This window comes from Pseudomonas sp. URMO17WK12:I9 (assembly GCF_900230165.1).
Taxonomy (GTDB): domain Bacteria; phylum Pseudomonadota; class Gammaproteobacteria; order Pseudomonadales; family Pseudomonadaceae; genus Aquipseudomonas; species Aquipseudomonas fulva.
Genome location: NZ_OCMQ01000017.1, coordinates 12,626 through 35,294 on the forward strand (window position 1 = coordinate 12,626; position 22,669 = coordinate 35,294).

Consider the following 22,669-nt stretch of genomic DNA (forward strand, 5'->3'; position numbering starts at 1 on the left):
CGCAGGAGCTGCAGGGATGCAGGTAACGCAACGGGGCATGACGCTCCTGGAAACGCTGTTGGCCATGGTGGTGATTGCGGTGGGCATGTTTGCCGCAGCAGCGCTGCACATGCAGGCTTTGCAGGCCTCGCAAGACGCTCGGCAGCAGGTGCAGGCGGTGCTGGCATCTGCCAGTGCACATGAGCAGGCGCTGCCATGAGGCCCTGGCAAAAAGGGGTCGGATTGCTCGAGCTGCTACTGGCGCTGGCACTCGGGTTGATGCTGTTGGCCGGCGCCAGCCAGTTGTTCACCTCTGCCCACCGAGCGTGGCAGCTGCAAGGGGCAGCGCTGCGCATGCAGGAAGATGCACGGCTGGCCTTGTTGCGCATGGCCCAGGACATCCGCATGGCTGGCATGTTCGGCTGCCTGCGGTTGGAGCCCGCGGATCTGCCAGACGGCGACACCTTTACCGCATTTAGCCGACCTCTGGAAGTCGAGGGCTCAAACCTTGAGGTGGTGGTGGCCGACCTTCCTGGCCATCCGCTGAAGCCTCAATGGACCCTGCTCACTGACTGCGTGGGGTACGCCAAGGTACATCGAGGGCATGTCCAAGCCGCCGCGCCGCTAATGGCCATCCCCATCACCCGGCATCGTTACGCCGTCAGGGGCGCTACCCTGTACTTCACCCGTGGCAGCAGCACCCAGCCCCTGCTTGAGCATGTGCGCCGTCTGCACGTGGTGGCTGCGGCCGATGGCCAGCGCATCGACCTGCACTTGGATCTGTTCGATCCCGTGTTGGCGCTGGAGCAGCAGTACGTTGTCAGTGTGGCCCGCCGCAACGGGGGCGAGCCATGACGCGCGAACGTGGGGTGGTGCTGCTGTTGGCATTGGTGCTGAGCCTCTTGCTGGGTGTGCTGACCACCTCGGCGCTACGTGCGGCCGCCGTTGAGACGCAAATGGTGGGCCTGTTCAAAGAAGGGCAGCTGGCCTTCGAGCAGGCCGAAGCCACATTGGACGTTGGCAAGCAGTCGATCATGCAGGTACGGCCACCGCCATGTGAAGTGTGCCCGCCGCCTGAGCAGCCGCATCGCCTGGCCGGGGTCTGGGAAGCCGGGCCAGAAGGCTTTTTTCAGGTGCAGAACCTGGGCACCACGCAACGCGCCGTGGGTGTCCCGGCCGGGCGATCAGTGACAGTGTTCCGGGTAACCGCGGTCAGCCAGCTAAGTCATCCTCGTCAGGTGGTGGAAGCGGTGTATGCCAGCGATGGTAGTGCGCTTGTACGCATGACGTGGCGACAAAGATTCAGAGGAGACTGACATGCAGCAAGGCATCAGCCTGATCGAGCTGTTGATTGTGCTGGCCGTCACCGGCATTCTGGCAGCCATTGCCTACCCCCGTTACAACGACCACCTGCGGCAGGCAGCGCGCCACGAGGTGGTCGCCCTGTTGCAGGATGCTGCATTGCGCCTGGAACGCCATCGCTTGGTTACTGGCCAGTATGCCGAAGGCGACCCGAGCCTGCCTTCGGGCAATCGCTACTACAGCCTGCAAGCGCTGCGCGAAGACCAGACCTTCACCCTGCGCGCCCGACGTTTGCCAAAAGGGCTGATGGCCGAAGACCGCTGTGGCGATTTCGAGCTTGATCAAGCTGGGGTAGGGCGCAACCACGGCGCCATCGACAGCGCGCGCTGCTGGGGAGGCTGAACGGTCACAGGTGCCCGGTGCATCGCGGTTTTTTACTTCAGGTGTTGAATCGACAGATGAGCAAGCAAGTAGTGGTGGTCGGTGGCGGGGTCATTGGCCTGCTGACGGCATTCAACCTGGCGGCGAGCGTCGACCAGGTAGTGATATGCGACCAAGGCGAGGTAGGTCGCGAGTCCTCCTGGGCCGGGGGCGGTATCGTCTCGCCCCTGTACCCCTGGCGCTACAGCCCGGCAGTGACCGCCCTGGCGCATTGGTCGCAGGACTTTTATCCACAGCTGGGTGAGCGCTTATTCGCCAGCACGGGCCTGGACCCTGAAGTGCATACCACCGGGCTGTACTGGCTTGACCTGGATGATCAAGCCCAGGCCTTGGCATGGGCGGACCGTCAGCAGCGGCCGTTGAGCGCCGTGGACATTTCGGCGGTGTACGACGCAGTCCCTGTGCTCGGGCCAGGCTTTGAGCGAGCCCTCTACATGGAGGGCGTGGCCAATGTGCGCAACCCGCGCCTGGTCAAATCGCTGAAGGCGGCGTTGCTGGCATTGCCCAATGTGAGTGTGCGGGAGCACTGCCAGATCACGGGGTTCGTGCAGCAGGGCGGTCGTATCATTGGGGTGAGCACCGCTGAAGGCGAGCTGGCGGCCGACGAAGTCGTACTCAGCGCCGGTGCCTGGAGCGGCGAACTGCTGCGCTACTTGGGCCTTGAGCTTCCGGTCGAGCCGGTGAAAGGGCAGATGATCCTGTTCAAATGCGCTGAAGACTTTCTGCCAAGCATGGTGCTTGCCAAAGGTCGTTATGCAATTCCGCGCCGGGATGGTCACATTCTGGTGGGCAGTACGCTGGAGCATGCCGGCTACGACAAAACACCCACCGATGAGGCGTTGGCAAGCCTCAAGGCATCGGCAGTGGATCTGCTGCCCGGCCTGGAAGGCGCGCCTGTGGTTGCCCACTGGGCCGGGCTACGGCCAGGTTCGCCTGAAGGCGTTCCGTTTATCGGGCCGGTGCCCGATTTCGAGGGGCTATGGCTGAATTGCGGCCATTATCGAAACGGGCTGGTGCTGGCGCCAGCCTCGTGCCAACTGCTGGCCGATTTGCTCAATGGCGCCGAGCCTATCATCGATCCGGCACCCTACGCCCCGCAGGGGCGCCTTGGCTAACCGCCCGATCAGCCCTGTCGGCCAGGCCCCTGCTGCAAGTGTGCCTGGCTGCAATACCAGGTGTTGCCCTGCGCCAATGCCTGGTCGGTGGGCAGGTGCACGCCACAATGCGCGCAGCGAACCATTTTCAGCGGCGCGTCGAGCTTGGCCTCTTGGCGCGGTTGCTGGCTGAGTTTGAATTTGCGCCACAGCCAGAACGCGGCGGCGATCAGGACGATCCAGAAAAGTAGGCGAACCATGGTGTTCAGCTTGTCGAATGAAAGAGGATGACAGTCTAGGGCGCAGGCATAAAAAAAGGGAGGTCCCAGACCTCCCTTTCATGCAACGGCTGAATCAGTCGAACAGACCGAAGGTCATGTAGCTGAACCAGGAGCGGTTGCTGTCGGCTTCCTTCGGCCCTGGTGGCTCGATCGGGTCGCCGTTTTCATCCTTGGGCAGCAGCTCCTTGGGCATTTCATCACGCGCATCCTGGAACTGCTTGATCACGTCCTGGTTGGCGCGGGTCTGACCCGGTGGCAGCGGGGTGTCGGTTTCGATCAGGCCCAGCGTGGCCTTGGACAGCCAGCCGCGACCGTCAGACTCGGTCTGCTTGGGCTGGAACTCACCATCGGCCAGGCTTGGGTGGTCCGGGTAGTTGAGCTTCAGGGTTTCCAGGCTGGTGGCAGCCAGGTCGTCCAGGTGCATCTTCTGGTACGCCTCGACCATCACCGCCAGGCCGTCGCCAACCGAGGGCGTTTCCTGGAAGTTCTCGACCACGTAGCGGCCACGGTTGGCGGCAGCCACGTATGCCTGACGGCTGAGGTAGTAGTCGGCCACGTGGATTTCATAGGAGGCCAGCAGGTTGCGCAGGTAGATCATGCGCTGTTTGGCGTCTGGGGCGTAACGGCTGTTGGGGAAGCGGCTGGTGAGCTGCGCGAACTCGTTGTACGAGTCGCGGGCCGCGCCCGGGTCGCGCTTGGTCATGTCCAGCGGCAGGAAGCGCGCCAGCAGGCCACGGTCCTGGTCGAAGGAGGTCAGACCCTTGAGGTAGTACGCGTAGTCGACGTTCGGGTGCTGCGGGTGCAGGCGGATGAAGCGCTCGGCGGCAGACTTGGCAGCCTCCGGCTCCGCGTTCTTGTAGTTGGCGTAGATCAGCTCCAGCTGCGCCTGGTCGGCATAGCGGCCGAACGGGTAACGCGACTCCAGGGCCTTGAGCTTGTTCACGGCGCTGGTGTAGCTGGAATTGTCCAGGTCAGCCTGGGCCTGTTGATACAGCTCGGCCTCGCTGAGGTTCTCGTCGATGACTTCCTTATTAGAGGAACAGGCCGCGGTGAGCCCGAGGATGGCGATCAGCAGCAGGTGTTTCACTTGCATGGCGGCTTGCGTCCCTTTGACGGCCGCTGTCTTGGGCGGGGCCGTCCTGTTATGATGAGCGCCCCGGCCAACCCCGGGACAAAAGAAGCCGTATTTAACCACAAGCTCGCAGCTGAAACCAAAGGCTGTGCGCCCACTGAATCGAGCATGTCCGAGATCATTCAACTTAGCGCAGAGGTCCCGTCCGAACTGGGCGGTCAACGCCTCGACCAGGTCGCCGCCCAATTGTTCGACGAGTATTCGCGCTCGCGGCTGACGGCATGGATCAAAGATGGCCGTCTGACGGTCGACGGGGCTGTCCTGCGCCCGCGTGACACCGTGCATGGCGGTGCCGTGCTGGCCCTGGAAGCCGAGCAGGAGGCCCAGGGCGAATGGGAGGCCGAGGACATCGCGCTGGACATCGTCTATGAAGACGACCAGATCCTGGTCATCAACAAGCCTGCGGGCCTGGTGGTGCACCCGGCTGCCGGCCATGCCAGCGGTACCTTGCTCAACGCCTTGCTGCACCACGTGCCCGACATCATCAACGTGCCACGTGCCGGCATCGTCCACCGCCTGGACAAGGACACCACTGGCCTGATGGTCGTGGCCAAGACCTTGCAGGCGCAAACCCACTTGGTCGACCAGCTGCAGAAGCGGTCGGTCAGCCGTATCTACGAATGCATCGTCGTGGGCGTGGTCACCGCCGGTGGCAAGATCGACGCCCCCATCGGTCGTCACGGCGGCATGCGCCAGCGCATGGCCGTCACCGACGGCGGCAAGCCAGCGGTCAGCCACTACCGTGTGCTCAAGCGCTTCCGCTCGCACACCCACGTGCGGGTCAAGCTCGAAACCGGGCGTACCCACCAGATCCGCGTGCACATGGCCCACGTCGGCTTCCCCCTGGTTGGTGACCAGACCTACGGCGGGCGTTTCCGCATCCCGCCTGCGGCAAGCCCGACCATGGTCGAGGCGGTCAAGACCTTCCCGCGGCAGGCCCTGCACGCACGCTTCCTGGCACTGGTGCACCCGGCGACGGGCGAGCGCATGGAGTGGGAATCGCCACTGCCCGACGATTTCGTCTGGCTGCTGTCGCTGCTCAATCAGGATCGCGAGAGCTTCATCGGATGAGTGGCTTGACGCAGTCGCTGCTGACGCCGGACTGGCCTGCGCCAGCCTCGGTTCGCGCCTGCGTCACCACCCGCCAGGGCGGCGTCAGCCTGCCGCCTTTCGATACTTTCAATCTGGGTGACCATGTGGGGGACGACCCTGCGGCCGTTGCCCAGAACCGCCTGCGCCTAAGCGGCGAGTTCGACATCCAGCCCGCCTGGCTCAAGCAGGTGCACGGTCTGGCCGTCGCCGATGCAGACCCTTCCCGCGTGGTCGAAGCCGATGCCAGCTGGACCAACCGGCCAGGCATCGCCTGTACGGTGATGACCGCCGATTGCCTGCCTGTATTGTTTTGTGACCAAGCAGGTACGCAAGTGGCGGCCGCTCATGCAGGCTGGCGCGGGCTTGCCGGCGGTGTGCTCGAAGCCACCCTGGATCGTCTGAACGTACCACCGGCTCAGGTGCTGGTGTGGTTGGGCCCGGCCATTGGGCCGCAGGCATTCGAAGTGGGCCTGGAGGTGCGCGATGCTTTTACTGCGGTGCACCCTGAGGCCGCACGGGCATTCGTCGACGGCGAACGACCCGGCAAGCTGATGGCCGATATCTACGCGCTGGCCCGTATTCGCCTGGCAGCCCGTGGGGTCACGGCTGTTTACGGTGGCGGCTTGTGCACGGTGAGCGACGAGCGGTTCTTCTCCTATCGGCGTACCCCGCAAGGCGGGCGTTTCGCTTCTTTGGTGTGGCTGGCGCCGCGCTAGCGCGCAATGGGCTGTACCTGCCATTACACCTGTGCAAATCCAGCAGCTTGACCTCCGTCAACCGCGCTACGCTTGAATCTTCCAGAATCAGCCTTATCTATAAGACATCTCAGGCAGGTTTCTTCATAAACAGGCGCTGTCCATCGCTCCGACCTGCCCTTTACAGGAAGGTACATCATGCGAATAGACCGTTTGACCAGCAAGCTCCAGCTTGCAATATCCGATGCGCAATCCCTGGCCGTTGGCATGGACCACCCTGCCATCGAGCCTGTCCACTTGCTGCAGGCCTTGCTCGAACAGCAGGGTGGCTCCATCAAGCCACTGCTGATGCAGGTCGGCTTCGACATCAATAGCCTGCGTCAGGCCATGGTCAAGGAACTCGACCAATTGCCGAAGATCCAGAACCCGACGGGCGACGTGAACATGTCGCAGGATCTGGCGCGCCTGCTCAACCAGGCAGACCGCCTGGCCCAGCAAAAGGGTGACCAGTTCATTTCCAGCGAGCTGGTAGTGCTGGCGGCCATGGATGAGAACAGCAAGCTGGGCAAGTTGCTGCTCAGCCAGGGCGTGAGCAAGAAAGCCCTCGAAAACGCCATCAATAACCTGCGCGGTGGCGCGGCCGTAAACGATGCCAACGCCGAGGAATCACGCCAGGCGCTGGACAAGTACACCGTCGACCTGACCAAGCGTGCCGAAGAAGGCAAGCTTGACCCTGTGATTGGCCGTGACGACGAAATCCGCCGCACCGTCCAGGTGCTGCAACGCCGTACCAAGAACAACCCCGTGCTGATCGGTGAGCCCGGCGTGGGCAAGACCGCCATTGCCGAGGGCCTCGCCCAGCGCATCATCAACGGCGAAGTACCAGATGGCTTGAAAGGCAAGCGCCTGCTCGCCCTGGACATGGGGGCCCTGATTGCCGGCGCCAAGTACCGGGGTGAATTCGAGGAGCGCCTCAAAGGCCTGCTCAACGAACTGTCGAAGCAAGAAGGGCAGGTGATCCTGTTCATCGACGAATTGCACACCATGGTCGGCGCCGGTAAAGGCGAGGGTGCCATGGACGCAGGCAACATGCTCAAGCCTGCCCTGGCCCGTGGTGAACTGCACTGCGTAGGCGCCACCACCTTGAACGAATACCGCCAGTTCATCGAGAAGGATGCGGCCCTGGAACGTCGCTTCCAGAAGGTACTGGTGGAGGAGCCTAGCGAAGAGGACACCATCGCCATTCTGCGTGGCTTGAAAGAACGTTATGAAGTCCACCACAAGGTGGCCATCACCGACGGCGCTATCATCGCGGCGGCCAAGCTCAGCCACCGCTACATCACCGATCGTCAGTTGCCCGACAAGGCCATCGACCTGATCGACGAGGCAGCCAGCCGTATTCGGATGGAAATCGACTCCAAGCCGGAGGTGCTCGACCGTCTTGACCGCCGTCTGATTCAGCTGAAGGTCGAGTCCCAGGCACTCAAGAAAGAAGAGGATGAGGCTGCCAAGAAGCGCCTGGAGAAACTGACCGAGGAAATCGAGCGCCTGGAGCGTGAATATTCCGACCTCGAAGAGATTTGGGCGTCGGAAAAAGCTGAAGTCCAGGGTTCGGCCCAGATTCAGCAGAAGATCGAACAAGCGCGCCAGGAGCTCGAGGCCGCCCGCCGCAAAGGCGACCTGAGCCGCATGGCTGAGCTGCAGTACGGGGTAATCCCGGACCTGGAACGCAGCCTGCAGATGGTCGACCAGCACGGCAAGACCGATAACCAGTTGCTGCGCAACAAGGTCACCGAGGAAGAAATTGCCGAAGTGGTTTCCAAGTGGACGGGCATCCCAGTGTCCAAGATGCTGGAGGGCGAGCGCGAGAAGCTGCTGAAAATGGAAGCGCTGCTGCACCAGCGCGTCATTGGCCAGAGCGAGGCCGTTACTGCCGTGGCCAACGCGGTGCGCCGGTCCCGGGCAGGTCTGTCCGACCCCAACCGGCCCAGCGGCTCGTTCATGTTCCTCGGCCCGACCGGCGTGGGCAAGACGGAGCTGTGCAAGGCGCTGGCCGAATTCCTGTTCGACACCGAGGAAGCCATGGTGCGTATCGACATGTCCGAGTTCATGGAGAAACACTCCGTGGCGCGGCTGATCGGTGCACCGCCAGGCTATGTGGGGTACGAGGAGGGCGGTTACCTGACCGAGGCCGTGCGCCGCAAGCCGTATTCGGTGGTGCTGCTCGATGAGGTGGAGAAGGCTCACCCCGACGTCTTCAATGTGCTGTTGCAGGTGCTGGAAGACGGACGCCTGACCGACAGCCATGGCCGCACCGTGGACTTCCGCAATACGGTCATCGTGATGACGTCCAACCTGGGCTCGGCGCAGATTCAGGAGTTGGTGGGCGACCGCGAGGCGCAACGTGCCGCTGTGATGGATGCGGTAGGTGCGCACTTCCGTCCCGAGTTCATCAACCGGATCGACGAAGTGGTGGTGTTCGAACCGCTGGGCCGCGAGCAGATCGCCGGCATTACCGAGATCCAGCTGGGACGGCTGCGCAGCCGCCTGATGGAGCGTGAGCTTTCGCTGAGCTTGAGCCCGCAGGCCCTGGACAAGCTGATCGCAGTCGGTTACGACCCGGTGTATGGCGCGCGGCCGCTCAAGCGTGCGATTCAGCGCTGGATCGAAAACCCGCTGGCGCAGTTGATCCTGTCGGGCAAGTTCGTGCCAGGTACGGCGATCACTGCCACCGTGGAAGGCGACGAGATCGTGTTTGCGTGATGTTGGTCGCATAGGGTTGTTGGGGCCGTCTCGCGGCCAATGGGCCAGGCAGGCCCCGCGCGGTCAATGTAGGCGCGCCCTTGCCGGGGCGCCGGACCGGCCGTGATGGGACGCAACGCGGCCCCAACAACCTCTATGCTGTCTTCAAGGAGACCAGCTAACCCCCGTAAATCCGGGCCTTTGTACCCATCCAAGATAACTCGCTGAAATTTTTGAAATTTATGCTTGCATGATCAATCGAGTGGCCCTAATATACGCCGCGTTGTCAGGCACTAAGCGAATCACCAGCAACAACGGTGACCGCAAAACAACTTAGAAATCAGTAAGTTGAATGAAAAAAAGTGGTTGACAAGCAAAACGAAGAATGTAGAATAGCCGGCCTCAGCAGCGATAACGCGAAAGCGGATAGCCAAAGAGACCGAAGTTAACACAAGCTTCGAAGATGTAAGGTTGTACCGAAGTTCAGTTCCGCGATAGCTCAGTCGGTAGAGCAAATGACTGTTAATCATTGGGTCCCTGGTTCGAGTCCAGGTCGCGGAGCCAATCTCGGGGTGTAGCGCAGTCCGGTAGCGCGCCTGCTTTGGGAGCAGGATGTCAGGAGTTCGAATCCCCTCACCCCGACCATTTTCCGGGTCGTTAGCTCAGTTGGTAGAGCAGTTGGCTTTTAACCAATTGGTCGTAGGTTCGAATCCTACACGACCCACCATGTAAGAAGGGCATCTCGAATGAGATGCCCTTTTTCTTTTGTCTCGGTTTTTCCAAAGCCCTGTATTTTCCCGCAAATCCGCTATTCTGCCCTGTGTCTTTGGCAGTCTGGGGACCTATTGGCATGGGAGCCAACACATCAAGTGTCGTGGTCGTGGGTGGAGGCATCATGGGTGCTTCCATTGCGTGGCACCTTGCAAGGCTCGGTGCCCGGGTCACTGTTCTGGAGCAAGGGTCTCGCGCCGCCAGTGGCGTTACCCGTTGGTCATATGGCTGGGTAGGCACCGCCAGCGCCAGTGCATCGGACAACCCGGCGGCATTTTCCTCCACGTTGCAGGCTATTGCCGATTTCAAACGACTGGCGCTTGACCTCGGGCCTTTGCCGATTGCCGCCCGTGGCGCCATGGTGTGGTTGGAAAACGATGCACAAACGTCCGCCCTCATCAATCAGCAACGTTCTGCCGGCGTAAACCTTCAACCACTGAATGCCCAGCAGATAAGCGCCCTTGAGCCTTGCATGATCACGCCACCGGCCCTGGCGGCGTGGGCGCCGGACGATTTTGCCGTGGAGCCCGTTGCCTTGGCGAAGATGCTGTTGAGCGGCGCTGAGCAAGCCGGGGCAGAGATTCTCTACGGCCGGCGGGTCGATGGCATAGACACGCACAACGGACGCGTGACGGCCGCCAGGTGCGCAGCGCAAACCTACGCCGCCGATACCGTGGTGCTGGCCAATGCCGGTGCCGCTATCGGCCTTGCAGCGGGTGTCGGTCTGCCCTTGCCCTTGCTTACCCGGCCTGCCGTACTGATGCGCTTCGCGGCGCCTGCCGGTGTAGTGCGGCACCTGGTCTACGGTAATGGTTTGGAGTTACGCCCAGCATTGGAAGGGGGCGTGGCCTGCGCCGAAGAAGCGCCTGCCGAGGGTGAGGCAGGGTTGCCAGCCTTGGTCGAGCTTACGACCAAGGCCATCCGGCAGATGTTCATCGGCGCCACGGCGCTTTCGCTGCGCGCGGTCAGTATCGGGCACCGACCGATGACCCCGGAAGGCAAGCCTGTGATGGGTTACCTTCCTGGTGTCGAGGGGTTGTATACCTTGGTGGCACACCCTGGGATCGTGCTTGCGCCCCACCTCGGCCGTCTGGCAGCCGAGGAAATCGTACGAACGCGAAGCTAGCCGGGCGCCTGCGAACGCACCCGGTCAGCAGCCAGGTCAGTGCAACTTCAGCCTTGGTTCGGTGCCGCGGCCAATCTTGCTGCCCAGCATCATCAGGGCCGTGCGGAAGAATCCGTACAACGCCATCTGGTGCATGCGATACAGCGACACGTAGAACATCCTTGCCAGCCAGCCTTCGAGCTTCACACTGCCCATCAAGTTACCCATCAGGTTACCCACTGCCGAGAATCGCGAGAGCGACACCAGCGAGCCATAATCCTTGTACTGGTAGGTCGGCAGCGGCTTGTTCTCCAGGCGTGCCTTGATGCTCTGTGCCAGCATTGAAGCCTGTTGGTGAGCTGCCTGCGCCCGGGGCGGCACGTTGCGATCGCTGTCTGGCTGCGGGCAGGCGGCGCAGTCACCGAAGGCGAAAATATCGTCATCACGGGTGGTTTGCAGGGTAGGACGTACGACCAGTTGGTTGATGCGGTTGGTCTCCAGGCCATCGATCTCCTTCAAGAAGCCCGGCGCCCGGATGCCCGCTGCCCAGACCTTCAGGCTGGCCTGGATCACTTCGCCGTCCTTGGTCTTGAGACCTTCAGCCGTCACTTCGCTGACAGCCGCGTTGGTCATTACTTTCACCCCAAGCTTCTCAAGGGTCTGATGCACGGGCACGCTGATGCGCTCCGGCAGTGCCGGCAGCACGCGTGGGCCCGCCTCGATCAGGGTGATGTGCATGTCCTTGGGTTGGATGCGATCCAGGCCGTAGGCCGCCAGCTCATGCGCCGCGTGGTGCAGCTCGGCAGCCAGCTCCACGCCCGTGGCACCCGCACCGACGATGGCCACGCTGATCTTTTCGCTGGCCACATCGCCTGCATGGGCGCGCAGGTAATGGTTAAGCAGTTGCTGATGAAAGCGCTCTGCCTGTTTGCGCGTGTCCAGGAACAGGCAATGCTGCGCCGCACCCAAGGTGCCAAAGTCGTTGGTGTTGGACCCGACGGCGATGACCAGGGTGTCGTAGGCAAGGGTGCGCGCGGGCAGCAACTCGCGACCATCTTCATCCAGCGTGGCAGCCAGCTGGATCCGCTTGCTCTCACGCTCCAGGCCACTCATGCGCCCCAGTTGGAAGTTGAAGTGGTTCCACTTGGCTTGCGCTACGTAGTTCAGTTCGTCTTCGGAGGAGTTCAACGAGCCGGCGGCCACTTCGTGCAGCAGCGGTTTCCAGATATGGGTGAGGTTGGTGTCCACCAGGGTGATGTCAGCTTGCTTGCGCTTGCCCAGGGTCTTGCCCAGGCGGGTCGCCAGTTCCAGGCCGCCGGCGCCGCCGCCGACAATCACGATGCGATGAGTCATGGGAATATCTCATAAGGTTTACGGAATTCTTGGCCCAACGGGCCGGTCGCAAGGGGCATGAGGGGAGGGCGAGCGCAAGGCAGCTCATAGCTCCGGTCCACTCAACAGGTGCCTGACCCAAGACGACGGGGGTAGCGAGGTACTCGACACAGCGTCCCAAGGGCTTGCAGGTCATCATCGACACTGGCTGACACGCAGGGTTCAGGCGATGGGTCATGCTGGGCCTCTAGGCATAGACGTTCGCGCATCGGCAAACGCTACAGCGCTCGCGCACGCGGCTGTGACAAATGATAATCCTTTCTATCGGCGCCGCCGAGTGTACGTCATCGCAAGCGATCACTGCATAGGATCAAAGACTGATCCCCACATCGAAGACGATGCTGCGCCCCAGGTTACCGCGTAGGAAATCCGGCGCATCTGGGTGGGCGAACAACACCCGGGCAAAGGTTGGCCCGACCAGCGACAGTGAGCGCCAGCCCTGGCGCAAGTACTCGGTGGGCGGCGGGAAGTGGGTGTTGAGGTCCAGCACCTCGCGTTTGAGACTGGCGAAGGCAATGATGTCCAGCTCGTTCAGGTCTAACCCGCGTTCACGGTAGTTGTGCGCTTTCTTGCGCAGGGTGGGCGCCAGCCTGCCCAGCAACTCGGTCGCACTGATGCGGCGAGGGCGTGCTTCGCGTCGCACCAGTTGCGCTAGTGAAAAGGCGCTGCGCCTGCGTTGCAGCTCTTCTCGCCATTCATCGTTAAGTCGGCGACCCTCGTCCAGCACGAAGAACACCTCGAAGGCCGCATCGCGGAACAGTACGTCAGGCGGCTCCTGGCCGGCGGGCGTGAAGTCGTCGTTGCGATAGGCGATATTCAGGCCTTGGAGCAGGCGCTGGCAGACCCAACGCTCGCGCTCCCATTTGCGGGCATTGGACAAGAAGGCGTTGGCTTGTTCGGCCTGGATGGTAAGCAGGCGCAGGTAATCGGAGTCATCCATGAAGCAAGCTTAGCTGTAATTTGATGACGATCAGGAGTTGATCGCGCCTTGAATCAATGAATTACCTGCCCTTTGGGCCAAAAGCACGCTGATGGCAATCCGTGTAGACTCGCATTTATCCATGCATTGATTGAGGTTATTCCTACATGATCAGCGCGCAGGTGCTGTCGGCAACAACGCTGACCGTTGGCTGGCTAGGCTACGTGCCACTGCTCGCGTGGGCCGCCAGTCAAGCCCGCTGGGTCGAGCTGGTCACGGACCGGCGGCGCCAGCACTTGCTGTTCGGCACTGTGGTTGGGTTGTTCGCGCTGTGGTTGGTTCGGCGCGATTTCGACACGGGCGTGTCCTACCACTTCATCGGCATGACCGCCGTCACCCTGCTGCTGGACTGGCCGCTGGCGGTACTGGGTGGCTTCATGGCGCAGCTGGGCCTGCTACTGCTCGGGCGTCAGGAGTTGGCTGGGTTAGGGGTCAACGGTCTGCTGCTGGTCGGCCTGCCGGTCCTGGTCACCGAAGCCTGTGCCATCGCGGTGGAACGAGCGCAGCCGCGAAATCTTTTCGTGTACATCTTTTGCTCAGGGTTTTTCCCGGCGGCACTGACGGTGGCCGTGTGCCTCACCGCCGCGCTGGGGCTGCTCTGGCTCGATGGCCTGTTCGCCATGCCAGAGTGGCTAAGTGATTTTGTGGGCTACCTGTGGCTGATGATGTTTCCCGAAGCGTTCATCAACGGAACCGTGATCAGCGCACTGGTGGTCTTTTGCCCTGAATGGCTGGAGACGTTCAACCGCACTCGATACCTGCAGGCTCCCTGGAAAGAAGGGGGTGACTGAAAGCCATGCCCCCCTGCACAGCGTCTACGGGGTGTGTTTCTCCAAAGAATCAGTGACGAGGCTCTAGATCCCCCGAATACAATTCGTCTTCCGAGTCCTCGGCCCCGGGAATCTTGTGCTCCTCGGACGCCCAGGCGCCCAGGTCGATCAGTTTGCAACGGTCGGAGCAGAACGGCCGGAAGGTATTCTTATCGTTCCATTCCACAGGTGCGCCGCAGGTCGGGCAATCGACGGTCAATGGCTGGCTCATGGCTGGCCTCCTCGTAAAGTCAGGTAAAAGTTGTGCAATCGGTCGATCTGCGCATGCAAGTGGCCCAGGTCGCCGTCATTGACCACCACGTCATCGGCATGGTGCAGGCGTTCTTCACGCGGCAGCTGGGCCTGAAGAATGGCCTGCACCTGTTCGGCGCTGGTGTGGTCGCGGGCAAGGGTGCGTGCTACCTGCAGTGTTTGCGGTACGTCGATGACCAGTACGCGCTGAGTTTTTCGATACTGCCCCGACTCGATCAGCAGGGGCGAGACATACACCGCATAGGGCGATTGCCCTTTGGCCAGGTAACTGAAAATCTCCTGGCCGATCAGCGGGTGCAGCAATTGCTCCAGCCATTTGCGCTGCGCCGGGTCGGTGAAGATCAACTGGCGCAGCGCGGCACGGTCAAGCTGCCCATCGGCCTGCAGCACGGCAGGGCCGAAGTGCTCGACGATGCTCGCCAGAGCCGGGCGTCCGGGCTCGACCACCCAGCGCGCTGCCTGGTCGGCATCGACCAGGTGCACGCCAAGCTCGACAAAGCGCTCGGCTGCGGCGCTCTTGCCGCTGCCGATGCCGCCGGTAAGGCCCAGAATCCAGGGTGTTGTGGCCGCTGTGGTCATTGGGATCCAAGCAGTTGCATGTAGGAGGGGGATATTTCATCATCCCAGAGCACGGCAATCCACCCTGCAATGGCCAGATAAGGCCCAAAGGGCATTGCCGCCCCCATGGCATGCCGACGCAACGCGATCAGGCACAGCCCTATGAATGCGCCTGCTACCGAGGACAGCAAAAGGGTTAGCGGCAATGCCTGCCAGCCACCCCAGGCACCGATGAGCGCCATCAACTTGAAGTCACCGTACCCAAGGCCTTCCTTGCCGGTCAGCAGCTTGAATGTCCAGTAGACGGCCCACAGGCTCAGATAACCCAGCACGGCACCCCACAGCGCATCGCCAAGTGGCGCGAACCCATCGCCAGCATTGACGATCAGCCCCAGCCACACTGCCGGCAGCACCAGTACGTCGGGCAACAGCTGGTGATCCGCATCGATCAGGCTCAGCGTCAGCAGGCACCAGGTCAGCAGCAGCGCGTAGAGCGCTTGCTCCGACGGGCCGAAGCGCCAGGCAATCGCCACCGACAACACAGTACAGGCCACCTCGACCAACGGATAGCGCACGCTGATTTGGCCCTTGCACCCCCGGCAACGGCCATTGAGTGCCAGGTAACTGAGCACAGGGATGTTCTGCCACGCACGGATGACGTGGTTGCATAGAGGGCAATGCGAGCCGGGCAACCATAGATCGAACCGCGCAGACGTACTCAAAGGTAACTTCAGCACCTCTTGCGCAGTGCGTCGCCATTGCCGCTTGAGCATGATCGGCAAACGATACGCCACGACATTGATGAAGCTGCCTGCCAGCAGACCGAGCAGCGCGGCCCAGGCGATGAAGTGCGCAGGTTCCATGCCCTGCAGTGTCCATACCGTCATATCAGATCAGGCTACCCAGTTGGAAAATCGGCAGATACATCGCCACCACCAGTCCACCGACCAGTACCCCCAGCACCAGCACGATGGCCGGCTCCAGCATACTGGCCAGCTGGTCCAAAGCCTGGCTGACCTGGTCCTCATAGTGGCTCGCAGCCTTGTCCAACATCTGGTCCAAGGTCCCGCTGGCCTCGCCGATCGCCGTCATTTGCACCAGCAAGGGAGGAAACACGCGTTCCTCGGCCATCGCCTGATTGAGCACCCGACCGTTTTCCATTGCCTGCCGCAACCGCATCACCGCCTGCTCGTGAAGCTCACTACCGCACGCGCTGGCCACTGTGCCCAGCGCGTCCAGCAACGGTACCCCAGCCGCATAACTGGTCGCCAGGCTGCGGGCGAACCGTGCCAGCGCGGCCTGCCCCAATAGCGCCCCGAACACCGGCATTCTCAGCAGTTGCTGTGCGCACCATAGGCGTGTCGGTGCATGCTGGCGATACCGCTGGCGCCCACCGACGCCCAGCAGCACCCCCACAAGCGCCATCCAGGGCGCCACCTGCCCGAACCCCGCAGACAGGTCTATCACCCACTGGGTGAGGGCGGGCAATGCCGTACCCATGCCAGCGAACATCGACTCGAACTGCGGAATCACTTCCAGCAACAGGATGGTCGAAACCCCCAACCCTGTAAGGAACAGCAGAATGGGATAGGCCATCGCCTTTCGTACTTTCTTCTCAAGCGTACGCCGCTGCTCCAACATGCACGCCAACTGTTCGAGCTGCCGATCCAGCGTCCCCGACTGCTCACCTACCCGCACCAGATTGCAGTACAACCCATCGAACCAGTGAGGATGGCGCTGCAAGGCATCCGCCAGCCCCAACCCTGCGCCCAAGTCTTTTTTCAGCGCCAGCAGCACCGCCGCCTGCCCTTCGGGGCAGCCGCTACGGCTCATCACCTCGAACGCCTGCAACAAAGGCACCCCCGCTCGCAGCAAGGTTGCCAGCTGCCGACTGAAGCCCGCAGTGTCCGGCCTGGCCTGCCAACGCGGCCAGCTCAGTGCCAGCCCACCCGCTGGCCGTACCCGCGCCACCGTGATGCCCTGGCGAATCAGCGCAGCCTGTACATAGGCCGGGCTGCGCCCCGTGGTCTTGCCGCTGACGTGGGCGCCGCTGGCGTCCGTTCCCTGCCAGGTGTAGAGATGCGTAGATGACGTCATTCACATGTCCTTTTCGTCCCTGCGACAAGCCTGGAAACAGCTTGCCCCGTCCCTGGAAAGGCGCGCCTTTCCGATGGTCACTAGAGTAGTGCAGCGAGGGCAAAGCCCAAGCGGGCAGGGGTGACAAAAGGTGTCTGTTCAGGCCTACTGCGCCGCTGCCGGTCGAGGCAAGCCTGACCTCACTGAGTCTGCGTATCGAAAAGGAAATTGTTCATGAAAGGGCAACGCGGCATCACCCTGATCGAACTGATGATCGTCGTCGCGATCATCGGCATTCTGGCGACCATCGCCTTACCGATGTACACCAACCACCAAGCCCGCTCCAAGGCCGCCGCCGGCCTGCTGGAAATCAGCGCCCTGAAAACCGCGATGGACCTGCGCCTGAACGAAGGCCGCGACGTCACCGACGTCGCCAGCCTCGGCGGCCAACCCAGCACCGCCCACTGCGCAATCACCGCCACTGGCAAGGCCACAGACGCCAGCGGCCGCATCGTCTGCACCCTGGTCGACGCCCCCGCAACCGTGTTGGGCAAGGCCCTGACCCTGACCCGCTCAGCGACCGGTTGGGCCTGCACCACCGACATCGAAACCGACCTCGCGCCCAAAGGCTGCGCCGCGCCGTAATGGTGGCGGAATAAACGAGTGGAAACAGGGGTTTGCGTAACGGGTGCAGCAGTGGTACGTTGCGCTACACGCCGGTGTAGCTCAGTCGGTAGAGCAGCGCACTCGTAACGCGAAGGTCGCAGGTTCGATTCCTGTCTCCGGCACCATGAACTCTCCATGAAACCCTTTGAAATCAAGGGTTTGCGGCCTCTAAAGCCCCTCTCGCGTGGTAACCTTTGTGGTAACTACTCGATGAAAGCTAGCTTTGGCCCCCTCCAAGTGAACCTCCGTTACACCTATTCCCGCAAAGGGACGCTGTACTATCAGCGGCCCATTCCGAAAGAACTCCAGCCTCGATACGGCAAAAAACTCGTGAAAGTGAAGCTCAAGAGCGCGGATGTGCTCCTGGCTAGCCGTGAGGTGGATCGCTTGAACCGACAGGTTGAGGCTGAGTGGGAGCGTCTGAGGGCGGAGCCGACATCCTCACCGCAAGCTCTGAGGGCCCACGCCGTGTCTCTCCTCCGTGATTGGGGGCTCGCCGATCAGCCTGCGAAGAATGACCCCTCTATCGTCGAGGTGTTCTTCGACTTTCTGGACGGCAAACGGCCAAATCACGCAGTGGAGGATGAAGATCAACGCGCGCAACCCAACCCCGTGGAGTACCTCTCACCCACTGAGCGGGAAGCGGCCAAGCTGCTGGCAGGACGGGTTGAGGTAAGGCTGAGCGATGCTCTGGACTTCTACCTGGATAACCACACCAAGCGTGACGATGCCAAGTTCTCCGCAGATGCTCGGCGAGTGTTCGATGGACTGATGAATGTGATTGGTGACAAGCCCTTTGAGTCGGTCACTCGGGCGGATGCGAGGGCTTACGTTGATGCTGAGTTGGCTCGCGGCTCTGCCACCACCAGCGTTCGCCGCAGGCTATCCACCATCGTGGCGGTGTTCACTCGTTACGCACGGGAGCATGAGCTTTCGAGACCGAACCCGTTTGCCGAGCTTAAGATTATGGGCGAGGGCAGCGACTCGAAAGAGCGCCAACCATTCACCCCGGAAGAGCTTCAAAGGACGGTAGCGAGGTGCAGGGAAAAGGACGATGAACCGCGCTGGATTACTGCGATGCTAGCGGACACTGGAGCCCGTTTGGCGGAGGTGGTAGGTCTGCCCCTCGATGACATCAGACTGGACGCTGAGGTGCCTCATATCGTCATCCAGGAGTACCCATGGCGTTCGCTCAAGAACAGAGACAGCAAGCGTGTTGTGCCGCTCGTTGGGGCGTCCCTGTGGGCAGCCCAGCGCGCTGTGGCGGGCTCACTTCCGGGCGCAGTATTTGCGTTCCCTAAATACACGTCTGCGAAGGGATGCAATGCCAACAGTGCCTCCGCCACCATCGCCAAGTGGCTGAGGGGGCAGGGTGTCGCTCATACCGCTCATGAGCTTCGTCACACGATGGCTGATCGGCTTCGTGAGATTCAATGCCCTGCGGACATACGAAAGAGCATCGGCGGGTGGGCTAGCGCTGATGTAGCCAGCCGGTACGGGAAGGGATACTCGCTTCATGTGATGCGAGAGTGGCTATTGAAAACAGAGCTCAGCTAGCGTGGGGACTAGGGCTTTTCGGTTTGGCGGCTGCTTTTTCGATCTTTCGTGTTCCTAAGCACCGAGGGTAGGAAGTGCAGCCGAGGAACTGCTTACCTCTGCTCCTTCCCGTCTTAGCGGTTCGAGTCACCATGGGGCTACCGCAAAGTAGGCACAGGGAGAGAGCGTCCCACTGATCTTTCGGCGGCTTTGCTCTTTCGATTGCTTCGAGGCGAGCTGCTTCAGCGGCGCGCCTTACGGCCTCTTCTTTGGCGTTCTTCCGATCATTGAGCTTCACGAGCGCGAAGATTCCAGCTCCGATACCAAGAAGGCAAAGCAGCCCTTTTCCAGATAGTGAGCCCTTACGGCCTCCTGAGGAGCCCCTTCCACCTCGACCACCCCGCCCTCCACGTGCAGAAGCATTGTCTGCCAGCAATAGCACCGGGCTCAGGAGAAGCAATCGCCGTGAGAGTTTATCAGCCATCGTCAGCAGTCCTTGTCTACTTGCAGGTTGACGCCATGGAGTACTGCTTCAGCGCAACTGGCGCGTGAAATCGTAGCTATCATTCAGACATCCGTGCACAAACATTTGGATGCGCATCGTATGAAGCTCAAGCGGGAAGCTAGGACTCTCAAGAGCAAAGCAATCGCCTCCCTTCGACGGGGACTGGAAGTATTCAATGGCCACGATGACCATGGACGCACAGAGTCGGTTTTGCTGCATCTCCAACACAGCAGTGAAATGCTAACCAAGGCACTACTGGTCCAAAAATCCAAAGAGGTCTTCGACAAGCAGAAAGGGATTGCCATCGGGCTGGAAAAAGCGCTGAACGTTGCTACCGCGAGTGGCTACATAACACCCGCTCAAGCAGGCTCCATTCGGGCGATAGACACGATGCGAGACGCCGCCCAGCACTGGATGATTGTCGTTCCAGAGGATGCGCTTTTCGTGACCGCTCGTGCGCTGATAACGACACTGGATGAGGTCTTAGCGCAGCATTTCGCGGATACGCTGGCAGACAATCTTCCCCTTCGCGTGATGCCTCTTTCCACAACGGCCCTCCCCAGTTTTGATGTGCTCGTGGACCGCGAGTTTCGGCACATCGCTGAACTTCTTGCCCCTAACAAGCGTGCAAGGGATGAGGCTCGCGGGCGTATTCGCACTCTGTTGGCGATGGAGGCTCACGTCACTGAAACAGTGGAGGTATCCGAGCGCGACATAGACCGTATCGAGAAAGCCATCAGGACCGGCACACAGGTCGATCAAGTCTTCCCAAGGCTGGTGGCGCTATCCAGCAATGTCACTGGTGAGGGGCCCACGCTTCGCGTTCATTTCAGTAAAAAGGATGGCGCGCCAGTCAGGTACGTATCTGGTGATGATCCTGAAGCCGCTGGTGCAATCCGGGAAGTGGACCTCCAGAAGAAGTATCACATGAGCCCCACGGCCCTGGCTGACCGTTTGGGGTTGACCGTGAACAAGTGCAAGGCTTTGCGAGAGTTGCTGGGCGTGGATCAGGATCAAGCAAACATGATGATCTTCGAGTTTGGAAGCCAGCGGCACGCGCGTTTCTCTGATAACGCACTGCGCATCCTCCAAGAACACAATCATCCGGAAATAGTCGAGGAAGCCTGGCAGGCACGCCCAAGACGGGCTCGGTAAGGCATTTGAGTATTTTTTTGCCTGAGAGCAGCTCCACTGTTGACGTGCGAGGCGGTATGCCATTGCAATAGTGTGCTACGCATACATCCCAGGATTCCCGAGGGACCACATTAGGATCACGCAGCCGTGATCCGGGGGCTTCATCACGTTCTACGTGGTGCCGGACTTGTTCCGGGCTGTGGGCATCCTCGCTGTGTCAGATCATGGGCCATCTACCCTTGAGCGACCACTGAGACCACGGACCACCTACACCACCAGCGAAGGGGGGTAGGGGGGCATACTGGGGCTCCTGCTGGTCGATCATGGGTAGTGCCTCTAGGGGCATCTCTAGTGTTCTCGTCATGTACGGGACACGCCCGCTAGCGGTGGGCATGGACTGAACTTATGATGGCACTTCGATGTTCAACCGAGGACTGGACGTGAACCCATTCGCTGATATGGAAGAAGACACCGTAATCATAGAACGTGCAGGGCGAGAGATCGGGCGGCACTCGTGCTGCTTCACTCAACCTCGCCTCACGATCATGGGCAACAACATTGATGTTGCGGAGGGAGACAAGGTCTTTCAGCTTCTGCCCAACGGCAATAAGGTGGAGTTCGATGTTGAAGACGTGAACTACCAGAGCGGGCTTGGTGGAATGGATGGTCACTTCGCACTGGAACTGTCCAAGGTCCGTGCTACCCCAAGAAAGCCTACCGGCACGACCACGAACCACATCACAATCCACGGTTCTACAGGCATTCAGATCGGCGATCACAACGTCCAACACCTGCAAGCTGCCATGAAGGAAGTCCTGGCCGCCATTGAGTCTGCCCATGCGTCCGACAAGGACAAAGCAGAGGCCAAAGGGCTGCTGAGCAAGTTCCTTGGGCATCCACTGGTGAGCGCTGCCGTTGGAGCTGGGCTGCCCGCAGCGCTGGGATTACTGGGGTAACCACAGAGTCTTCCGGAGGGGGCGCAGCAGGATGACATAGACGTGCATCCGTTGACTGTCCCATTTCCACTTCAGTCTGCTCGCGGAGGTTCAGGACTGGGGCGGAGATGACCCTAGATCCATGAGTGCAGAATTCATGCACTCACATCACCCTCCAAGCCGCTTAGCTCGGGGGTGCCCATCTCTCCGTTTCTAGAGATAGGCACTCGTCTAGACCTCTCACATCCTAGAGGGTTAGAAATGGCCATCTCTCCTTAGTCGAAACAGGGCCATAACAGTTGAACCTGCGGCCACCCCAAGCGGCAGGATGTCTGCCCTCTTTAGTCACGCCAATCAGCGTGACAAGGGCAATGGGTGGCCCTGCATTTGCCTTGGGTGCGAATAATTTTTCTGAAAAAATTTGAGAGCCCACCTCGAACGTAACTGGCTCGCCATACCCCCCATGGCCCCTAGCTGTCCCGCTGAGCCGCCCCCAAACCTTCGCCCTGGAATTCCAGGCGCACCTCACCATTCACCTGACCAGGTCCGGCCCGAGCGCCAGGCTGATGGTCATCACTCACAACCCCGGGTCTCATTGGCAAACCTTCTGGAACCACGCCCAGGCCCCGTAGCGGGAACTTGGTGCTGGGCTGTGGAGGTCGGCCAGAAGGTTTCCCAATAAGGAATCGCTACACCATGAACATCGAACACATCGCCGCAGGCCCGACCCTGACCACCATCAGCGGACTGCCTGCTATGTCCTCCCAGGAGATTGCACAGATCACTGGGCGGCAACACAAAAACGTCCTCCGCGACATCCGCAAGATGCTGGATCAGATAGGGATGATGGACATCGGCTCAAATTTGAGCCCCTCTCCCAAGTGGGTCCAAACGCTGTTTGTAGTGGTCAACTCATCCCGGACACGGTTTTGAGTTTTTCTTCTGCTTTCGCTGGAGCTAGTCCATCGTTGAACTGATGAGGCCGGATCCAGTTGTAATGGCCCATTAGGTATTGGCCAATGTCTCGTTGAGCTTGCTGCCCGGTCAGGTAGCCCGTGGTCGGTATCCACTCTGATTTCAAGCTGCGGAAGACTCGCTCCATCGGTGCATTATCCCAACAGTTGCCTCGGCGGCTCATGCTCTGGCGTATGCGGTAGCGCCACAGTCTCTGG

At 61.0% G+C, this 22,669-nt stretch carries 24 protein-coding genes and 4 tRNA genes; 19 read left to right on the forward strand and 9 right to left on the reverse strand.

Annotation, left to right across the window (positions count from 1 at the left end):
- Window positions 1-16: 16 nt before the first annotated feature.
- From CRP40_RS21135 to thiO, 5 genes are read left to right on the forward strand one after another with little or no spacing between them, the layout of a single operon-like run.
- On the forward strand, window positions 17-199 hold the full coding sequence (locus CRP40_RS21135; RefSeq protein WP_027915695.1) for a prepilin-type N-terminal cleavage/methylation domain-containing protein: 183 nt from the start codon (window positions 17-19) through the stop codon (window positions 197-199).
- Window positions 196-834, forward strand: a complete 639-nt coding sequence (locus CRP40_RS21140) for a hypothetical protein (protein WP_027915696.1) — start codon at window positions 196-198, stop codon at window positions 832-834. Before CRP40_RS21135 ends, CRP40_RS21140 begins: the two co-directional genes overlap by 4 nt.
- A complete protein-coding gene (locus CRP40_RS21145; protein ID WP_027915697.1) occupies window positions 831-1,295 on the forward strand; it encodes a hypothetical protein in 465 nt (154 codons plus the stop codon). The genes CRP40_RS21140 and CRP40_RS21145 overlap by 4 nt, the downstream gene beginning before the upstream one ends.
- A 1-nt stretch (window position 1,296) precedes the next feature.
- Entirely contained in the window at window positions 1,297-1,683 is a 387-nt protein-coding gene (locus CRP40_RS21150) for a type IV pilin protein (RefSeq protein WP_027915698.1), read from the forward strand.
- A gap of 56 nt (window positions 1,684-1,739) precedes the next feature.
- Window positions 1,740-2,837: a glycine oxidase ThiO gene (thiO, locus tag CRP40_RS21155; RefSeq protein ID WP_027915699.1), complete on the forward strand. Its 1,098-nt coding sequence runs from the start codon at window positions 1,740-1,742 to the stop codon at window positions 2,835-2,837.
- Window positions 2,838-2,845: 8 nt separating this feature from the next.
- Here the strand turns inward: thiO and CRP40_RS21160 are convergent, their stop codons facing one another.
- Both CRP40_RS21160 and CRP40_RS21165 read right to left on the reverse strand, forming a co-directional pair.
- Window positions 2,846-3,076: a PP0621 family protein gene (locus CRP40_RS21160; protein WP_023533255.1), complete on the reverse strand. Its 231-nt coding sequence runs from the start codon at window positions 3,074-3,076 to the stop codon at window positions 2,846-2,848.
- A 94-nt stretch (window positions 3,077-3,170) separates the two neighbouring features.
- Window positions 3,171-4,190 carry an outer membrane protein assembly factor BamD gene (locus CRP40_RS21165; RefSeq protein ID WP_027915700.1) on the reverse strand — a complete coding sequence of 340 codons (1,020 nt, stop codon included), beginning with the start codon at window positions 4,188-4,190 and terminating at the stop codon, window positions 3,171-3,173.
- A gap of 147 nt (window positions 4,191-4,337) precedes the next feature.
- Here CRP40_RS21165 and rluD point away from each other — a divergent pair, with 147 nt between their 5' ends.
- The 7 genes from rluD (at window position 4,338) to CRP40_RS21200 (ending at window position 10,655) form a co-directional block, all read left to right on the forward strand.
- Window positions 4,338-5,300, forward strand: coding sequence for a 23S rRNA pseudouridine(1911/1915/1917) synthase RluD (gene rluD, locus CRP40_RS21170; protein WP_023533229.1), 963 nt, complete (start codon window positions 4,338-4,340; stop codon window positions 5,298-5,300).
- Window positions 5,297-6,037: a peptidoglycan editing factor PgeF gene (gene pgeF / locus CRP40_RS21175; protein WP_027915701.1), complete on the forward strand. Its 741-nt coding sequence runs from the start codon at window positions 5,297-5,299 to the stop codon at window positions 6,035-6,037. The genes rluD and pgeF overlap by 4 nt, the downstream gene beginning before the upstream one ends.
- Window positions 6,038-6,214: 177 nt before the next feature.
- Window positions 6,215-8,779 carry an ATP-dependent chaperone ClpB gene (gene clpB, locus CRP40_RS21180; protein WP_023533276.1) on the forward strand — a complete coding sequence of 855 codons (2,565 nt, stop codon included), beginning with the start codon at window positions 6,215-6,217 and terminating at the stop codon, window positions 8,777-8,779.
- Between the two features lie 467 nt (window positions 8,780-9,246).
- Window positions 9,247-9,322, forward strand: a tRNA-Asn gene (locus tag CRP40_RS21185).
- 4 nt (window positions 9,323-9,326) lie between these two features.
- A tRNA-Pro gene (locus tag CRP40_RS21190) sits at window positions 9,327-9,403 on the forward strand.
- Between the two features lie 6 nt (window positions 9,404-9,409).
- A tRNA-Lys gene (locus tag CRP40_RS21195) sits at window positions 9,410-9,485 on the forward strand.
- 123 nt (window positions 9,486-9,608) lie between these two features.
- A complete protein-coding gene (locus CRP40_RS21200; RefSeq protein ID WP_033695124.1) occupies window positions 9,609-10,655 on the forward strand; it encodes an FAD-binding oxidoreductase in 1,047 nt (348 codons plus the stop codon).
- Window positions 10,656-10,691: 36 nt separating this feature from the next.
- Here the strand turns inward: CRP40_RS21200 and CRP40_RS21205 are convergent, their stop codons facing one another.
- Together CRP40_RS21205 and CRP40_RS21210 are read right to left on the reverse strand one after the other, a co-directional pair.
- Window positions 10,692-11,987, reverse strand: a complete 1,296-nt coding sequence (locus CRP40_RS21205) for an NAD(P)/FAD-dependent oxidoreductase (protein ID WP_027915703.1) — start codon at window positions 11,985-11,987, stop codon at window positions 10,692-10,694.
- 349 nt (window positions 11,988-12,336) lie between these two features.
- Entirely contained in the window at window positions 12,337-12,966 is a 630-nt protein-coding gene (locus CRP40_RS21210) for a DUF1780 domain-containing protein (protein WP_023533234.1), read from the reverse strand.
- Between the two features lie 146 nt (window positions 12,967-13,112).
- Here CRP40_RS21210 and CRP40_RS21215 point away from each other — a divergent pair, with 146 nt between their 5' ends.
- Entirely contained in the window at window positions 13,113-13,796 is a 684-nt protein-coding gene (locus tag CRP40_RS21215; protein ID WP_027915704.1) for an energy-coupling factor ABC transporter permease, read from the forward strand.
- A 49-nt stretch (window positions 13,797-13,845) separates the two neighbouring features.
- Here the strand turns inward: CRP40_RS21215 and yacG are convergent, their stop codons facing one another.
- From yacG to CRP40_RS21235, 4 genes are read right to left on the reverse strand one after another with little or no spacing between them, the layout of a single operon-like run.
- Window positions 13,846-14,046 (reverse strand): DNA gyrase inhibitor YacG, encoded by a 201-nt coding sequence (gene yacG / locus CRP40_RS21220; protein WP_027915705.1) that lies wholly within the window; start codon window positions 14,044-14,046, stop codon window positions 13,846-13,848.
- Entirely contained in the window at window positions 14,043-14,666 is a 624-nt protein-coding gene (gene coaE / locus CRP40_RS21225) for a dephospho-CoA kinase (protein WP_027915706.1), read from the reverse strand. Before coaE ends, yacG begins: the two co-directional genes overlap by 4 nt.
- Window positions 14,663-15,532, reverse strand: a complete 870-nt coding sequence (locus CRP40_RS21230; protein ID WP_027915707.1) for an A24 family peptidase — start codon at window positions 15,530-15,532, stop codon at window positions 14,663-14,665. The genes coaE and CRP40_RS21230 overlap by 4 nt, the downstream gene beginning before the upstream one ends.
- A gap of 1 nt (window position 15,533) precedes the next feature.
- Window positions 15,534-16,742, reverse strand: coding sequence for a type II secretion system F family protein (locus tag CRP40_RS21235; protein ID WP_027915708.1), 1,209 nt, complete (start codon window positions 16,740-16,742; stop codon window positions 15,534-15,536).
- Between the two features lie 213 nt (window positions 16,743-16,955).
- On the opposite strand from CRP40_RS21235, the gene CRP40_RS21240 reads away from it, so the two are divergent.
- From CRP40_RS21240 to CRP40_RS21270, 6 genes are all read left to right on the forward strand, one after another.
- Window positions 16,956-17,366, forward strand: coding sequence for a pilin (locus CRP40_RS21240; protein WP_027915709.1), 411 nt, complete (start codon window positions 16,956-16,958; stop codon window positions 17,364-17,366).
- A gap of 70 nt (window positions 17,367-17,436) precedes the next feature.
- Window positions 17,437-17,512, forward strand: a tRNA-Thr gene (locus CRP40_RS21245).
- Between the two features lie 10 nt (window positions 17,513-17,522).
- The gene (locus CRP40_RS21250; protein WP_050587357.1) at window positions 17,523-18,944 is read left to right on the forward strand and encodes a tyrosine-type recombinase/integrase; all 1,422 of its coding nucleotides are present in this window, start codon (window positions 17,523-17,525) and stop codon (window positions 18,942-18,944) included.
- 583 nt (window positions 18,945-19,527) lie between these two features.
- A complete protein-coding gene (locus tag CRP40_RS21260; RefSeq protein WP_027915710.1) occupies window positions 19,528-20,583 on the forward strand; it encodes a hypothetical protein in 1,056 nt (351 codons plus the stop codon).
- A gap of 419 nt (window positions 20,584-21,002) precedes the next feature.
- Window positions 21,003-21,518 (forward strand): RIP homotypic interaction motif-containing protein, encoded by a 516-nt coding sequence (locus CRP40_RS21265; protein WP_158545156.1) that lies wholly within the window; start codon window positions 21,003-21,005, stop codon window positions 21,516-21,518.
- Window positions 21,519-22,193: 675 nt separating this feature from the next.
- On the forward strand, window positions 22,194-22,430 hold the full coding sequence (locus CRP40_RS21270; RefSeq protein ID WP_050587358.1) for a Rha family transcriptional regulator: 237 nt from the start codon (window positions 22,194-22,196) through the stop codon (window positions 22,428-22,430).
- Here the strand turns inward: CRP40_RS21270 and CRP40_RS21275 are convergent.
- A partial coding sequence (locus CRP40_RS21275; RefSeq protein WP_141400911.1) for an integrase core domain-containing protein occupies window positions 22,405-22,669 on the reverse strand: 265 nt, incomplete at its 5' end. The genes CRP40_RS21270 and CRP40_RS21275 overlap by 26 nt on opposite strands.